Below are 15,327 nucleotides of genomic sequence, written 5' to 3'. Positions count from 1 at the left end.
TTGCGGACGGTTTGCGTCCGGTTCAGGCGGAATTTCCGACAAGGGTTTGCCAGGCGCGATCGAGCCCGGCCGCGATGCAGCCGGTGACGACGGTTTCGGTGCCGAGCACGCTCGCCTTCACCTCCGGCATCACCGGCGCGAGCACCCGCAACTGCTTGCAGACAGCCTCCAGGAATCCTGGCGCCTGACCGATACCACCACCGAGCACGACCAGGTCAGGATCGACAACAGTGATGACCGTGCACACCGCCTTCGCCACGAGCAGGGCCTCCTCGGCAACGACCGCCGCGGCCAGGGCATCGCCACGAGCCGCGGCCGCGAACACCTTCTCCGCGGTCGGCGCGCCGCGCACCCCGGCCCGGCGGGCAGCGCGGACGACGGCTGCCGCCGACGCCGACGCGTCGAACCCGCCACGCTTGCGCGCGTCCCGCTGATCGCTACCGCTGCCTTCGGTGAACGGCAGGTACCCGATCTCGCCCGCCACCCCGTGCGACCCGTGCCGCAGCTTGCCGTCCAGCACCAGCCCCATGCCGATACCTGTGCCCACGCTGACGAACGCGAAGCTGTCGACGTCCCGCCCGTGCCCGTGCACCCGCTCCGCGATCGCCGCCGCGTCCACGTCGTTCTCGATCATCAACGTCTCGCCGAACCGATCACGCAACGCGGCCAGCGTCGCCGGGGAATCCCATCCGGACAGCCGCCCGGTCAACGTCAGGGCGTCGAGCCGCGGGTCGTAGACACCAGGACTGCCGAGCACGGTCTGGGTGAGCTGCGCGACGTCGATCCCGGCCTCCTCGGCGAGCGTGGCAGTCAGGTCGACGAGCTCCTGGATCCGCGCCATCGCGTCGCCGGCCTTCGTCCGCACGCTCAATCGAGACCGCACAGTTCCGGCAAGATCCGCGATCGCACCCCGCAGGTACTCACGCCCGACATCCAGCCCGAGCACGAACCCGGCGTCCGGACGTACTTCGTACAGGTTCGCGGCCGGACCGGGTACGCCGGTGCGCTGGCCCGTCACGTACACGAGACCGGTCCGCTCCAGCGAGCCGAGCGCCGCGGAAACGGTCGGCTTGGACAGCCCGGTCAGGCCGGCGAGTTCGGTCCGCGAGACCGGGCCCGATCGCCGAATGTGGTCGAGCAGTACCTGCTCGTTGATCTCCCGGATCAACTGCGGGCGTGCTCCCCCGGCAGTAACCGTCACTGTCCACCCCCTCTTCCTAACAACTCGGCCACCAAGTTCCGGTGATCCCTTGTGGTGCCGATGATAGTTAAGTTAGTTTCCTATCGATTCTATTGGTAGGCGCGAGGAGGTGCCACCCCGTGGTTTCGACACCGGTCGTCCTGGGGCTGGACTTCGGCGGTACGAAGATCGCCGTCGCCGTCGGGGACCTGTCCGGTCGCCGCCTCGGCGCGACGACCATCGACAGCCGCGTCGAGTCCGGTGGTGCCGCCGAAGCCATGGCACGCGGTATCGCCGCGGCGCACGGGCTGCTCGCCGAGGTCGCGCCGGACCAGCAGCTCGCCGGCGTCGGGGCGGCCACGCTGGGCATCCCGTACGACGACCGCGTCGAGCTGGCGCCGACCTTTCCCGGCTGGGGTGAGCTGCCCTTCGGGCGGCTGATCCGCGACGGGTTCCCCGGCGTACCGGTGCGGCTGGCAACCGACGTCAAGGCGGCGGCCGAGGCCGAACTGCGCTGGGGTGCGCTGGCCGGCTCCGACCCCGGGCTCTACCTCAATCTCGGCACCGGTCTCGCGATCGCGATCGTTGCCGGTGGCACCGTGATCACCGGGGCGCACGGCGCCTCCGGCGAGATCGGCTACAACCTGCGCTCGCCCGCCGACGTGTACGTCGGTCCGGACGAGCGCACGATCCTGGAACACGTCGTCAGCGGCCAGGCGCTCGAGACCACCGGGTCCGCCCGGCTCGGGCGACCGGTCACGGCCGCCGACGTCTTCACGATGGCGCGGACCCAACTGGACGCCGCCGTCCTCACCGACGAGTTCGTCCGGGAGCTGGCTGCGCATCTGGCCAACCTCGCCATCGCGATCGATCCGGACCGGATCGTGGTCGGCGGCGGCCTGGTCCGCTCCTGGGACCAGCTCGAACCCGGTCTGCGCCGCGCCCTCGACGCAGCCGTCCCGTTTCCGCCGGAGCTGTCGGTGGCCCGGTTTCCCTCGGACGCACCGCTGATCGGAGCGCTCGCCCTTGGTGTCGAGGCGGCCGGAGCCGTCCTCGGCGCGGAAGCATTTGCATGACCAGGATTTCCAGTAGCGAAAGGCAGAAGACGATGAGGGGCAGCATCACACGCATCGCCGTCGCGGCGATCGCGGTCGGCGCACTGACCGCGGCCTGCGGCGGCGGCGACAAGCCGATCGGGAGCGCAAGCTCGTCCAACCCGTCGTCCTCGACGAGCACCGGCGGAGGCGGCGGCACCGGGGAACACAAGCAGGGTGGCACCGTCACCATCGCCAACGTCGGCGGGCAGACCTGGCCGTGCCAGTTCAACCCGTTCAACCCGGCGGTCAACCAGGAGGCCAACGGCTTCGTCTACGAGCCGCTGACCTTCGTCAACGTGCTGAAGGCGGGCGCCACCACGCCGATGCTGGCGACCGACTTCACCTGGTCACCGAAGAAGGACTCGATCGTCTTCACCATCCGCGACGGCGTGAAGTGGAGCGACGGTCAGCCGTTCACCGCCGACGACGTCGTCTACACCTTCACCCGGATGAAGGAACAGCCGGCCCTCGACCTGTACTCCCTGTGGACCGGTGCCGGGCTGACCAGCGTCACTGCGGCCGGCAACAAGGTCACGCTGAAGTTCAAGGCCGCCGCCGAACCGTACTTCTTCAACTTCGCCGGGCAGGTCGGGATCGTGCCGAAGCACATCTGGTCCACCGGCGAGGCCGCGTCGAAGCCCGCGACCTGGACGGACCCGAAGCCCGTCGGCACCGGCCCGTTCACCGTCGAGTCCTGCACCTCGAACAACATCACCTACGTCGCGAACCCGTCGTACTGGCAGCCGGGCAAGCCGTACGTGCAGAAGGTGCAGTACCCGGCGTACCTGGACAACAACCCCGCCAACCTCGACCTGGCCAGCGGCAAGGCGCAGTGGGGCGGTCAGTACATCCCGAACATCGACAACTTCTACAAGGCGAAGTCGCCGGAGAACAACTACTGGTTCCCGCCGACCGCGAACGTCGCGATCGTCCCGAACAACGACCCGTCCCGTCCGGCGACCAGCAAGCTGGCGGTCCGGCAGGCGATCGCGTACGCGCTCGACCGCGAGCAGATCTCGAAGATCGGTGAGAGCGGGTACCAGCCGGCCGCGAACCAGTCCGGTGTCGTGTCGCCGACGTTCGACAAGTACTACGACAAGGACGCGGTGGCCGCGGCCGGGTACGACAAGCAGAACCTGGACAAGGCCAAGCAGCTGCTGCAGACCGCCGGGTACTCCGACTCGAACAAGCTGAAGCTGAGCATCATCACGGTCACCGGCTACACCGACTGGGACGCGTCGCTGGCGGTCGTCAAACAGCAGCTCGCGAAGGCCGGCATCGACCTGACGATCCAGGACCTGCAGCAGCAGTCGTACAACCAGAAGCTGTTCACCGGTGACTACGACCTCGCCTACGCGAGCCAGTCCGGCGGCCCGACGCCGTACTACGAGCTGCGGCAGCTGCTGTACTCGAAGAACTCGGCCCCGATCGGCAAGCAGGCCAGCAGCAACTACTCGCGCTACATGAAGCCCGAGGTGGACAAGCTGTTCGACCAGTACGCCTCCGCCGATCCGGACACCCAGGTCAAGCTGATCAAGCAGATCTCGTCGTACATGATCAAGGACGTCCCGGTGATCCCGACGACCGAGTCGGTCGACTGGTACCAGTACAACACCAAGGACCTGGACGGCTGGCCGACGCAGGACAACCCGTACGCGCAGCCGGCGCCGTACAACATCCCCGATGTCGGTCAGGTGCTGACCAACCTGTACTCGAAGTCCGCCCAGAAGTAGTCCAGAAGTAGTAAGGATCAGATGAGCGTGAGCACGAGGAGTTGGTGGGAGTGCGATACCTGATACGACGTCTCGGGTTCTTCGTGCTCACGCTGTGGGCGGCGATGACGCTGAACTTCTTCATCCCGCGGATGATGCCGGGCAGCCCGGAGCAGGCGCTCCGGGAACGGTTCAGCAAGGGCGGATCGGTGGTCACACCGGAGCAGTTGCGGACGGTGCTGGCCGAGTTCGGCTTCGACCCGGGCAAGAACCTGATGCTGCAGTACCTCGAGTACCTGAAGTCGATGGTCACCGGGCACTGGGGTGTCTCGATCGGCAGCAGCCTCGGGGCCCCGGTCACGTCGCTGATCGGCAGCGCGCTGCCGTGGACACTCGGCCTGGTCGGTATCGCGACCGTGCTGGCGTTCGTCCTCGGCACGCTGATCGGTACGGTGGCCGGCTGGCGGCGCGGCGGGCTGATCGACGGCATCGTGCCGCCGGTCTTCATCGTCACCTCGGCGCTGCCGTACTTCTGGGTCGCGCTGCTGCTGATCTCGCTGTTCGCGATCGGCAGCAACCCGATCCTGCCGAACGACTTCAACTACGACCAGGGACTCACGCCGGGGTTCAGTGGTGAGTTCATCTGGAGTGTGGTCAAGCACGGGATCCTGCCGGCGTCGACGATCCTGGTCACCGCGGTCGGCGGCTGGATCCTGACCATGCGGAACAACATGGTCACCACGCTCGCCGAGGACTACGTCCGGATGGCGCGGGCGAAGGGCATCCCGGGCCGCAAGATCATGTTCGGGTACGCCGGCCGGAACGCGTTCCTGCCCAACCTGTCCGGGTTCGCGATGTCGCTCGGCTTCGTGATCTCCGGGACGATCCTGGTCGAGTACGTGTTCAACTACCCGGGCCTGGGTTACATGTTCTACAACGCCACGGTGAGCACCGACTACCCGTTGCTGCAGGCACTGTTCCTGCTGGTGACGCTCGCGGTGCTGATCTGTGTCCTGCTCTGCGACTTCGCGGTGTTCCTGCTCGACCCGCGAGCCCGGACGAAGGGATGAGTTGATGAGCGCTGTCGTTGCTGGTGCATCCGCACCGGTCGCAACTACCACTCGCCGGCCGCGGGGCGGACTGTTCCGCGCCATCCTGCGCAATCGCAAGGCTGTGGTCGGGGCCGCGTTGCTCCTGCTCTTCATCCTGCTCGCCGCGTTCCCGGGGCTGTTCGTCCCGAGCGCGCACCACGATCCACAGGCGATCGGCGACCTGCCGCTGCAGCACCCGTCGGGCAGCCACTGGCTCGGTACGACGGGACTCGGGCAGGACGTCTACGCGCAGCTCATCTACAGCACCCGTGAGTCCCTGGTGATCGCCGTGGTCGCCGGGCTCGGTGCCACCATCTTGTCGGTCATCATCGGCGTCTCGGCGGCGTATCTGGGCGGGTTCGCCGACGACGGTCTGTCGATGCTGACCGACATCTTTCTCGTCCTCCCGACGTTCCCGCTGATCATCGTGCTGGCGACGTACGCCGGTAAGGGCAACCTGACGGTGATCATCATCGTGCTGATCCTCACCGGCTGGTCGTACGGCGCGAGACAGATGCGGGCGCAGGCGCTGTCGCTGCGGAACCGGGACTTCCTCGAGTCGGCCCGGGTCCGCGGCGAGAGATCGTCGTACATCATCGTGGTCGAGGTGCTGCCGACGATGATCTCGCTGATCGTCGCGAACTTCCTCGGCGCCGCGCTGTACTCGGTACTGACCGCCGCCGGCCTGCAGTTCCTCGGCCTCGGCGACCCCAACTCGCTGAGCTGGGGCACCATGCTCTACTGGGCGCAGAACCAGGGCGCCCTGGTGAACGGCCTGCCCGCGTGGGCGCTCTCGCCAGGTCTGGCGGTGGCGCTGCTCGGCGTTTCGTTCGCCCTGCTCAACTATGCGTTCGACGAGATCAGCAATCCCGCGCTGCGGCCGGTTCGGAGGCGACGTGCCAGATCAGCTTCTTGAGGTCCGTGATCTCACCGTCGAGTACGACACCGGCGCACACCCGGTCGTCGCGGTCGACCACGTGGATCTCGACGTCCACGCAGGTGAGTTCGTCGGGGTGGTCGGCGAGTCCGGCTGCGGCAAGTCGACGCTGCTGTTCGCGATCGCGCAGCTGCTGTCGTCGCCGGCCGCGATCACCGGCGGCAGCGTGCGGTTCCAGGGCCGTGAGCTCGTCGGGATGAACGAGAAACACCTGGCCGAGATGCGCTGGCGGGATTTCTCGGTGGTGATGCAGAGCGCGATGAACGCGCTGAACCCGGTGAAGAGCATCGGCGCGCAGTTCCACGACGCGATCATGGCGCACGACGAGGTGGTCGACGAGGGCCGGCCTGCCGAGGTGCTGCGGCTGGTCGGCATCGACCCGATCCATCTGAAGAGCTACCCGCACCAGCTGAGTGGCGGCATGCGGCAGCGGGCGATGATCGCGATGGCGCTGCTGTTCACGCCGGACCTGATCATCATGGACGAGCCGACGTCCGCGCTCGACGTGGTCGCGCAGCGGTCGCTGATGGTGCAGATCAAGGAGCTGCAGCGCAAGCTCGGGTTCGCGGTCATCTTCGTCACCCACGACATGTCGCTGGTCAGTCACTTCTCCGACAAGCTCGTCGTGATGTACGCCGGGCAGGTGGTCGAGTTCGGCGACACGCGCGCGGTATTCGACCACCCTGAACATCCGTACAGTGCCGGCCTGCTGGATGCGTTCCCGTCGATCCGTGGGCCCAAGGTGCCGTTGACCGGGATTCCGGGAGCGCCGCCGAACCTCGCGTCGCCGCCGCCGGGGTGCCGGTTCCAGCCGCGCTGCCCGAAGGCGTTCGAGGACTGCCCGAAGATCGAGCCTGACCTGTATCAGGTGGGTTCGGTGCAGGCACGGTGCCTGTTGCACGCACCCTCGACCGTGATTGCCCGGGAGGTTTCATGACCACCGTCTCCAGTTCCTCGGACGCGGCTACCGGGACTGCTGCGGCACCGTTGCTCGAGGCAAAGGATCTGACCCGGCACTTCCGGGTCGGGCGTGGGTTCTCCCGGCAACTGCTGCACGCGGTCGACGAGGTGAGCTTCTCGATCGGGCAGCAGGAGATCGTCGCGCTCGCGGGTGAGAGCGGCAGCGGGAAGAGTACGATCGCGCGGCTGCTCGCGGGCGTGTACAAGCCGACCAGCGGCGAGATCTTCTACCAGGGCCGGGCGATGTCGACGTACCGCTCCCGGAAGGACCAGTTGTCCTACCGTGGCGACGTACCGATGGTGTTCCAGGATCCGTTCAGCTCGCTGAACCCGGCGTTCCGGGTGTCGCACGGCGTGCTGCGGTCGCTGAAGCTGCACCGGCCGGAGCTGAGCCGGGAGCAGCGGTACGCCGAGGCGGAACGGGTGGTCGAGGCGGTCGGGTTGTCGCCCGCGTCGGACATCATGAACCGGTTCCCGTACGAGCTGAGTGGTGGCCAGCGGCAACGGATCGGGTTCGCGCAGGCGCTGGCGCACAAGCCGAAACTGATCCTTGCCGACGAGCCGGTGTCGATGCTCGACGTGTCGATCCGGATCGGCCTGCTCAACCTGATGGCCGAACTGCGCGAATCGCAGGGCGTCTCGTTCCTCTACATCACCCACGACATCGCCAGCGCCCGGTACGTCGCCGACCGCCTGATGATCATGTACGCCGGCCACGTGGTCGAGACCGGTCCCACGGAGTCGGTCCTGCAGAACCCGAAGCACCCGTACACGGACCTGCTCCTCGGCGCCGTCCCCGACCCGCGTGCGCCGTTGTCGACCGGCATCGAAGGCGACACCGGCGAGCCGCCGAAGGTCATCGACCCCACCCCCGGTTGCCGCTTCCGCTGGCGCTGTCCGCTGGCCATCGAGAAGTGCCATAACGTCACCCCGACCCTCCGCATCCTGGGCCCCAACCACCAAGCCGCCTGCCACGTAGCCGAACCCGACATCGGCAGCTGACCGGCTCCCGCCCGCCGCCGGCTCCCCCTGCACCGGCGGCGGCCGGGTGATCCGCGGACCGAGACATTGTTCGACGTCTGTCGAACAGCGACGTAGGCTGGGTGACATGTCAGCTCCCCGCCGGTCGGTCGTCGCGCTCGCGTTGATCGCCTCGTTCATGGTCTTCGTCGACAGCACGATCGTGAACGTCACGCTCGCCCAGCTCGCCTCCCACCTGAACGCATCCCGTGCCGAGCTCGAGTGGTCGCTCAACGCCTACACGCTCTCGTTCGCCGCGTTGATGCTCGGCGCCGGCGCGATCGCCGACACCCTCGGCGCGAAGCGGGCGTTCCTCACCGGGCTGCTGGTCTTCACGCTGTCCTCGGCGATCTGCGCGGCGGCCGGCTCGATGCTGATGCTGAACCTCGCCCGGCTCGTCCAAGGCGCGGGGTCGGCGCTGCTGCTCCCCAGCGCCCTGGTCCTGGCGACGGCATCCGCGACCGATGAACACGCCCGGCACCGCCTGGTCAGTTGGTGGGCCGCGGCCGGTGGTGCCGGGATGGCGGCCGGTCCGTTGCTGGGTGGCGGCCTGGTCGCACTCGCGAACTGGCGCGCCGTCTTCGCGGTCAACGTGGTGATCGGGATTCCGGCCGCGCTCTGGGCCTGGCGGACGATGCCTGCGGTGGTACGGCGGTCGAGGCGGCTGGACGTCGCGGGCATGGGCACCGCGACGGCGTTCATCGGCGGCCTGGTGTTCGCGCTGATCGAGGCACCGGTTCGCGGCTGGTCCGATCCGGCGATCCTCGGCGCGGCGGCGGTTGCAGTCATCGGGCTGGTGAGCTTCGTGGCGGTGGAGCGGTCGGTGCGGGCGCCGTTGCTGCCGCCCCGGTTGTACGCCGACCGCGGTTTCGCGGCCGCCGCGATCCAGGGGTCGTTGCTCAATTTCGCCTTCTACGGCGTGCTGTTCTCGATGAGCCTGCTGTTGCAGCAGGGCCGGCACCTCAGCGCGCTGGTGACCGGGTTGCTGTTCCTCCCGTTGACCGGTCTGATCTCTATCGCGAACATCGGCTCGGCACCGCTGGCCCGGCGGCTCGGGCGCCCCGCCGTACTCGCGCTCGGCCAGGCGGTGGTCACGGTCGCGATGCTCGGCCTTGCCTGGGCGAGTACGGCGTCGGCCGTCTGGCCGATGGTCCTGGCACTGATCCCGATCGGCTTCAGCTCCGGGCTACTCGTGCCGACGCTGACCGCACAGTCGATCGCCGCGGTCGAGCCGACCCTGCACGGTGCGGCCTCGGCGGCGTTCAACACCTCCCGGCAGATCGGCGGGGCGATCGGCGTCGCCACGTTCGGACCGCTACTCGGTACGGCCCACGATCTCGGCAGCGGGTTCGTCACGTGTGCGATCGTCGCCGCCGCGGCGAGCCTCGTCGGGTTGGGCGTGACTGCCCTCGGTCGCCGTACGGAAGTCCCCGCACCCTCGGCCGCCTAGACTGCTGGCGCGAGAGGGGGGCGAGTGGCGCAGCAGCAGAGGCGGTTGGGTAGGACCGTCGCGCTGACGCTTGCCTGCGTGCTGGTCTGCGGTGTCGCCTTCGCCGGTGCCGTCTTCGTACTGATGCCCGGCACCCGCGCTGCGCCCGTCTCCGCGTCTCCCACGCCGACAAATGCACCCCCACCGCCAACGCCAACGCCGACCGTGCCGGAGTCCACTGACGAGCCGCTCCCCGGCGTCGACACCCCGGCGACTCCCCCGCCGTCCACGCCGGTGGCGAACACGGGCACGTACGAGTGCCCCGGCTACAGCGGCATCCAGGTACCGGTCCCGATGCTGCTGACCGACACGTTCGCCTGGGGCGACGATCCGCCGTACAAGGTCGGCGACGGCACCGGCAACATCAACTGGCGCTCGAACCCCTACCAGAAGCCCAGCTGGTACATGTGGTTGCACTCGCTCCGCTGGCTCGGCAGCGGGATCGAGGCCGGCGCGCGCGGCGACCGCAAGGCGCTCGACCACGTGATGGCGATCATCCACGACTGGGTCCGGGACAACCCGTACAGCTGGAAGGGTGACGTCGGCGCGTGGGAGGCGACGATGCACCGCACCAACGTGCTGCTGTGCGCACGCCAGGCCATCCTTACCGGCCAGCACGTCAGCAAGCTGCCCACGCAGTACGCCTGGCTCGACAAGGCGCTCGTCGACCATGCGCAGTTCATGATCGTGAACTGGAGCGGCCGGTCGAACCACGGCACCGACGAGAGCATCGCGCTGTACGGCGTCGGCTGCACGCTCAAGCGCCCCGAGCTCAAGACACTCGCCGTCAACCGGCTGACCGAGGCGATCACCACCGCGATCGACGCGCAGGGATCCACCAACGAACAGTCCGTCGGGTACGCGATGTTCAACTACCTCCTCTGGGGCCGCGCGACGACGGCGCTGCAACGGTGCGGTTCCAGCCCCGGCACGGTGATCTCCCAACGGCGCGCAGCCCTCTCCGAATGGCTCGCGCTCGCGACCAAGTCCACGGGCGAGCTCCAGCAGGTCGGCGACGCCGTACGGCAGAAGCCGACCGGTGCCGCCGGGACAGCGCTCGACTACGTCGCCTCTCTCGGCAAGCACGGTACGAAGCCCGGGCAACGCGTCGCGGTCTTCGACGCCGGGTACATCTTCGGCCGCACCGGCTGGGGCGAGACGCGCCCGTTCGCACAGGAATCGACGTACAGCATCCGGTACGGCGCCGCGCGAACACTGCACGGTCACGACGACCACACGTCGATCACGTACTCGTCCCACGGCCGCGACATCCTGATCGACCCGGGTCACTCCGGGTACCAGCTCGACAAGTGGCAGGCGTGGTCGAAAAGCGCGGCCGCGCACAACATGATGACGATCCCGTCCGCGGACACCACATCCGTCGCGACCCAGCTGACCCGGGCGTCGATCACGCCGACCTGGGAGTCGTACTCGCTCGCCGACTCCCCCGCGCCGGGTATCACCCGCAAGCGCGACGTCCTCGTGCTGAAGGACCCCGACCTGATCATCACCCTCGACCGCGGTCAGGCCACGAGCTCCCAACGGTACGAGACCCTCTGGCACCTCGCGCCAGGCCAGCAGGTCACGGTCCAATCGCCCACGTCGGCGATCGCGACGAGCCGCGGCGCCATGACATACCTGCTCCAGATCCCGTACCGGCAGCAGCCCGCCAAGGACGGCATCACGGTCGTCGAAGGTCAGCAGGACCCGGTCCAGGGCTGGTACTACCCCGACATCTTCCACCGCGAATCGGCACCGGTCGTCAAGTTCAGCCGCAACGGCACCGACGCGACGATCCTGTCCGCGATCGTGCCCACCGCCCCGACCGAAGCCGTCACCTACCGGACCCGGACCGTCGCCGGCATGTACTTCGTCGACCTGACCGTCGGCGCCCGCACAACCACCATCCGGATCACCCAGGACGGCCGCCTCACCCGGATCAACTGATCTGTTTGGCCATCCGCCGATCGGCTACCGCCTTCGCCTCGGACTGGAAGGCCTCACGTGGGCTCTGCACCGAGGCGAGGGAGACGATGTCGCGGCCGTAGAAGAACGCCACCAGCCAGATCGCCAGCACGCGCATCTTCCGGTCCCAGGTCGGCACCGCGAGCACGTGGTAGCCGCGGTGCATCAGCCACGCGAGCAGCCCCTTGATCACGATCCGCTTGTACTGGAAGATGCCGGACCCGAGCCCGAGCGTCGCGATCACGCCGAGGCTGTGATGCACGTAGTTCTTCGGTGGCTTCCCGCGCAGCGACCGGAGCAGGTTCTTCGCCAGCACCTTGCCCTGCCGGACGGCGTTCTGCGCGTTCGGCACGGTGTACCCGGTACCGGTCGCGAGGTCCGGGACCGCCGCGTCGTCACCGGCCGCCCACGCGTCCGGAATCACCTCGGTCTCGGTACCGATCCGCAGGTCGGCGCGCACCTGCACCATCCCGCGCTCGTTGTGCGGGAAGTCGGTGTGGTTGCGCAGCAGCCGGGTCGCCGCGTTGCCGGCCGTCCAGACGATCAGCTCCGAGTCGAACTCGGACCCGTCGGACAGCACGACGTGCCCGTCGGCGGCCGAGGTCACCGTGGTGTTCAGGTGGACCACCGCGCCACGCTTCTCGAACGTCTTCACGACCCAGGCGCCCGGCTTGTCGCTCACCTCGGGCAGGATCCGCCCGGAGGCCTCGACCAGATGGAACGCCAGGTCGCTCTCGGACAGCTCCGGGTACTTCTTCAGCAGCGCCCGCGCCAGCGAGAGCAGCTCGGCCATCCCCTCGACGCCGGAGAACCCGCCGCCGACGAACGTGACCGTGAGTAGCTTGCGCCGCTGCGGCCCCGGCTCGAGCAGGGCGGCCTCGTCGAACGCGGTGAACAGCCGGTCGCGGATCGCCACCGCCTCCTCGACATGCTTCATCCCGATCGCGCGCTCGGCCACCCCGGGTACGTCGAACGTCCGCGTCACCGCACCCGCGGTCACCGCGATCACGTCGTACGTCATCGTGGACTCCTCGCCCGACGCCGTCCGGATCGTAACGGTCTTGTCCGCGTGCGAGATCCCGGTCACCATCCCGGCCACCAGCTTCGTGTGCCGCAGGTTCCGCCGCAGCGACACCGCCGCGTGCCGCGCCTCGACCGAGCCGGCGACCACCTCGGGCAGGAACGGCTGGTACGTCATGTACGGCCGGGGGTCGACCACGACCACCTCGGCCTCACCGCGCCGCAACTTCTTCTCCAACCGCCACGCCGTGTAGAACCCGGCGTACCCGCCACCCACCACCAAGATCCTGCGCACCAGACTCTCCGTCCGTCGTCCCTCACCGAATAGACAACCGCCACCGGCCGGATGTGACATGGCTGGCCCCTCGACAGCAGGCTAGTCGAGTAGGCCGAGAACGAGCGACAACGGCGGCCAGGATCTCCGGCCGCGGCGGGTCAGGGCGTGGGCGCGCAGGCGGGGCTCGGGGTCGCGGAGGCGGCGGAGCGAGATGCCGGTGGCCTTCGTGTAGCCGGCGGGCAGCAGGGCGACGCCCAGGCCGGCGGTGATCATCTCCTGGACGAGTTGCAGGCTGTCGGCGCGTTGGGTGACGCGTGGTTCGAAGCCGGCCAGTGCGGCGATCGTGCGAATGACCTGCTCGTCCGCGGTGTGCCGGGAGTTCACGATCCAGTCCCGGTCCGCGAACGCCGCGACCACGTCGACCGCCGTACCGGCGCTGCGCGGCGACCGTGACGGGACGGCGAGGCTCCAGCTCGTCTCCCACAACGGGGCAGCGTGCAGGGCGGGATCCAGCGGCGCCGGCGCGAGGTTGTAGTCGTACGTGAGCGCGAGGTCGACCTCGTCGCGCTCGAGCAGCGCGATCGCGTCGGGTGGTTCCTGCTCCTGGATCTCGACCCGGACAGCCGGTGGCAGCCGGGGTACGACGGGCAGCAGCGTGTCGCGGATCGCGGTGTGGAACGCGGCGATCCGGACCGTGCCGGCGGGTTCCGCGGACGGGTCGAGATCGGCGCGCGCGGCCTCGTGCGCGGCGAGGATGTCGACGGCGTGACCGGCCAGCCGCCGACCGGCCGGGGTGAGGCGGACGCGCCTGCCGTCGGGCTCGATCAGCGGCAGCCCGGCCTCCTTGGCGAGCGCGGCGATCTGTTGCGAGACGGTCGACGTGGTGACGCCGAGGGTTTCCGAGACCGCGTGCATCGAACCGAGCCGCGAGAGCGCGAGCAGCAGTTCGAGGCGTCGTACGTCCATTCAGCAATCATGAACGATCCGTCCAGGATTCTCACGTGGACGCGAACATATGAACGGGCTTCACTGGAAGGCATGCGTACACGGGAGACCGGGATCGCCTTCGCGGTCCTGTCGATGACGATGGTCCAGTTGGGGCTGGCCGCTTCGGTCGGGTTGTTCGACCGGGTCGGACCCGAGGGCGCCGCCTGGCTGCGGCTGGCGTGTGCGGGGATGATCGTGCTGGTGCTGTTCCGTCCGCGGCCGAGTTCGTTCGACCGGAACTCGTTCCTCGCCGCGGTCGGTCTCGGGGTTGCCACGGCCGGTGTCACGTTGCTGTTCATGGCCGCGGCGGCCCGGTTGCCGCTCGGTACGGCGAGCGCGCTGGAGTTCCTCGGTCCGCTCTCGGTCGCCGTACTGCGCAGTCGCGGGCGACTGGTCTGGCCGGCGTTGGCGTTCGTCGGCGTCCTGCTCCTGACGCAGCCGTGGCATGGTTCGGTCGACGGCGCGGGCGTCCTGTGCGCGCTCGGTGCGGCCGCGTGCTGGGCGGCGTACATCGTCCTGACCCAGCACGTGGGCAGCGCCGTCACCGGTCTGCAGGGCATGGGCGTATCGCTCCCGGTCGCTGCCGTCGTGGCCACGGCCGTCGCCGGTCCGGCCACGATCCCGGTCATGACCTGGCAACTCGTGGCCATCGGGTTCGGTCTCGCCCTCTTGCTGCCGGTGATCCCGTTCAGCCTCGAGTACCTGGCGCTGCGCCGCCTGGACGCGGGCGTCTTCGGCACGCTGATGAGCCTCGAACCAGCGCTCGCCCTGTTGATCGGCTGGCTACTGCTCAGCCAATCCCCCGGCCTGCTCCAGGCCTTCGGTATCGCCTGCGTGATCGCGGCCGGCATCGGCGCCGAGCGCGCCGTCCGCCCTCAGCTGGATCAGGCCCACATCTCGGTCAGCTGACCGTCGACCAGCGTCAGCTCAGACCGAGGACCGGGAGGCAGGGCTCGACGCCGGTGAGCTCGATGTCGTCGCGCCGGGTCTTCAGCCAGGTTTCGCGGGTCAGGCGCCAGCGCTGGATGGGAGCCACTTCGCCACGGCGGGTGTCCCACGTGGTGCCGTTCGGCTCGTAACCGAGCACCTCGGACACCCGGTTCGACGCGTGGTTGTCGATGAACGCGTCGCTCTCGGCCTCGCGGGCGTTGAAGCCGTCGAAGGCCAGATGCAGTACGGCGGCCCGCGACTCCCTGCCGATCCCCCGGCCGCGCCGCTCCGGCGCGAGCCACGAGAACGACGTCACGGTCCCGAACCGCGCGAAGTCGACCCCGCACACGTCCTGCATCCCGACGGGCTCACCGTCGACCAGGACGACGAAGTACAACCGCCAGAAGTCCGGCTCCACCCGGGACCGCCCGCGCCAGATGCTCCGCAGCCACCGCCATTCGCGCTCCGGGCTCTCCTCGTAGAACGAGATCGGATCGTCGAACGGTAACGGCTCGGTGTCCGCGATCCCGGCCCGCACGATCGGCACCAGTTGCTCGAGCAGGTCGTCCGTTGCCGCGGCCAACGTCAACCGCGGCGTCCGCACCTGAAGGTTGAGAGGAGGGTAGGTGTACGTCACTCTCGTGACGCTATCCGCTCCGCGA

13 protein-coding genes are annotated in these 15,327 nt (G+C 68.7%); 9 read left to right on the top strand and 4 right to left on the bottom strand.

Annotated features, from left to right (window positions below; translation table 11 throughout):
- Positions 1-22: 22 nt before the first annotated feature.
- Positions 23-1,201: an ROK family transcriptional regulator gene (locus tag FB475_RS28435; protein WP_141860112.1), complete on the bottom strand. Its 1,179-nt coding sequence runs from the start codon at positions 1,199-1,201 to the stop codon at positions 23-25.
- A gap of 119 nt (positions 1,202-1,320) precedes the next feature.
- On the opposite strand from FB475_RS28435, the gene FB475_RS28430 reads away from it, so the two are divergent.
- From FB475_RS28430 to FB475_RS28395, 8 genes are all read left to right on the top strand, one after another.
- Positions 1,321-2,256 carry an ROK family protein gene (locus tag FB475_RS28430; protein ID WP_141860110.1) on the top strand — a complete coding sequence of 312 codons (936 nt, stop codon included), beginning with the start codon at positions 1,321-1,323 and terminating at the stop codon, positions 2,254-2,256.
- A 32-nt stretch (positions 2,257-2,288) separates the two neighbouring features.
- The gene (locus tag FB475_RS28425; protein WP_141860108.1) at positions 2,289-4,010 is read left to right on the top strand and encodes an ABC transporter substrate-binding protein; all 1,722 of its coding nucleotides are present in this window, start codon (positions 2,289-2,291) and stop codon (positions 4,008-4,010) included.
- Between the two features lie 50 nt (positions 4,011-4,060).
- Positions 4,061-5,059, top strand: coding sequence for an ABC transporter permease (locus FB475_RS28420; RefSeq protein WP_141860106.1), 999 nt, complete (start codon positions 4,061-4,063; stop codon positions 5,057-5,059).
- A gap of 4 nt (positions 5,060-5,063) precedes the next feature.
- The gene (locus tag FB475_RS28415; protein WP_141860104.1) at positions 5,064-5,996 is read left to right on the top strand and encodes an ABC transporter permease; all 933 of its coding nucleotides are present in this window, start codon (positions 5,064-5,066) and stop codon (positions 5,994-5,996) included.
- Entirely contained in the window at positions 5,977-6,954 is a 978-nt protein-coding gene (locus FB475_RS28410; RefSeq protein ID WP_238332489.1) for an ABC transporter ATP-binding protein, read from the top strand. Before FB475_RS28415 ends, FB475_RS28410 begins: the two co-directional genes overlap by 20 nt.
- Positions 6,951-7,979, top strand: a complete 1,029-nt coding sequence (locus FB475_RS28405; protein WP_141860100.1) for an ABC transporter ATP-binding protein — start codon at positions 6,951-6,953, stop codon at positions 7,977-7,979. The genes FB475_RS28410 and FB475_RS28405 overlap by 4 nt, the downstream gene beginning before the upstream one ends.
- Positions 7,980-8,085: 106 nt before the next feature.
- Complete coding sequence (locus tag FB475_RS28400; RefSeq protein WP_141860098.1) at positions 8,086-9,447, top strand: MFS transporter; 1,362 nt, start codon at positions 8,086-8,088, stop codon at positions 9,445-9,447.
- A gap of 45 nt (positions 9,448-9,492) precedes the next feature.
- Positions 9,493-11,433, top strand: coding sequence for a heparinase II/III domain-containing protein (locus FB475_RS28395; RefSeq protein WP_141860096.1), 1,941 nt, complete (start codon positions 9,493-9,495; stop codon positions 11,431-11,433).
- Here FB475_RS28395 and FB475_RS28390 read toward each other — a convergent pair.
- Together FB475_RS28390 and FB475_RS28385 are read right to left on the bottom strand one after the other, a co-directional pair.
- Entirely contained in the window at positions 11,426-12,766 is a 1,341-nt protein-coding gene (locus tag FB475_RS28390) for an NAD(P)/FAD-dependent oxidoreductase (protein WP_141860093.1), read from the bottom strand. The genes FB475_RS28395 and FB475_RS28390 overlap by 8 nt on opposite strands.
- An 81-nt stretch (positions 12,767-12,847) precedes the next feature.
- The gene (locus FB475_RS28385) at positions 12,848-13,714 is read right to left on the bottom strand and encodes a LysR family transcriptional regulator (RefSeq protein ID WP_141860091.1); all 867 of its coding nucleotides are present in this window, start codon (positions 13,712-13,714) and stop codon (positions 12,848-12,850) included.
- A gap of 72 nt (positions 13,715-13,786) precedes the next feature.
- Here FB475_RS28385 and FB475_RS28380 point away from each other — a divergent pair, with 72 nt between their 5' ends.
- Entirely contained in the window at positions 13,787-14,644 is an 858-nt protein-coding gene (locus tag FB475_RS28380; RefSeq protein ID WP_202878575.1) for an EamA family transporter, read from the top strand.
- Positions 14,645-14,657: 13 nt separating this feature from the next.
- On the opposite strand, the gene FB475_RS28375 is transcribed toward FB475_RS28380, so the two are convergent.
- A complete protein-coding gene (locus FB475_RS28375) occupies positions 14,658-15,302 on the bottom strand; it encodes a GNAT family N-acetyltransferase (RefSeq protein WP_141860090.1) in 645 nt (214 codons plus the stop codon).
- Positions 15,303-15,327: the final 25 nt, after the last annotated feature.

Origin of the sequence: Kribbella jejuensis (assembly GCF_006715085.1) — a bacterium.
Classification (GTDB): Bacteria; Actinomycetota; Actinomycetes; order Propionibacteriales; family Kribbellaceae; genus Kribbella; species Kribbella jejuensis.
This window is presented reverse-complemented; position numbering and strand designations above follow the sequence as displayed.

Excerpts from the sequence above, each read along its gene's own strand:
- FB475_RS28425 (WP_141860108.1), top strand. The coding sequence starts at position 2,289 with ATGAGGGGCAGCATCACACGCATCGCCGTCGCGGCGATCGCGGTCGGC.
- FB475_RS28415 (WP_141860104.1), top strand. The coding sequence starts at position 5,064 with ATGAGCGCTGTCGTTGCTGGTGCATCCGCACCGGTCGCAACTACCACT.
- FB475_RS28405 (WP_141860100.1), top strand. The coding sequence starts at position 6,951 with ATGACCACCGTCTCCAGTTCCTCGGACGCGGCTACCGGGACTGCTGCG.
- FB475_RS28400 (WP_141860098.1), top strand. The coding sequence starts at position 8,086 with ATGTCAGCTCCCCGCCGGTCGGTCGTCGCGCTCGCGTTGATCGCCTCG.
- FB475_RS28385 (WP_141860091.1), bottom strand. The coding sequence starts at position 13,714 with ATGGACGTACGACGCCTCGAACTGCTGCTCGCGCTCTCGCGGCTCGGT.
- FB475_RS28380 (WP_202878575.1), top strand. The coding sequence starts at position 13,787 with ATGCGTACACGGGAGACCGGGATCGCCTTCGCGGTCCTGTCGATGACG.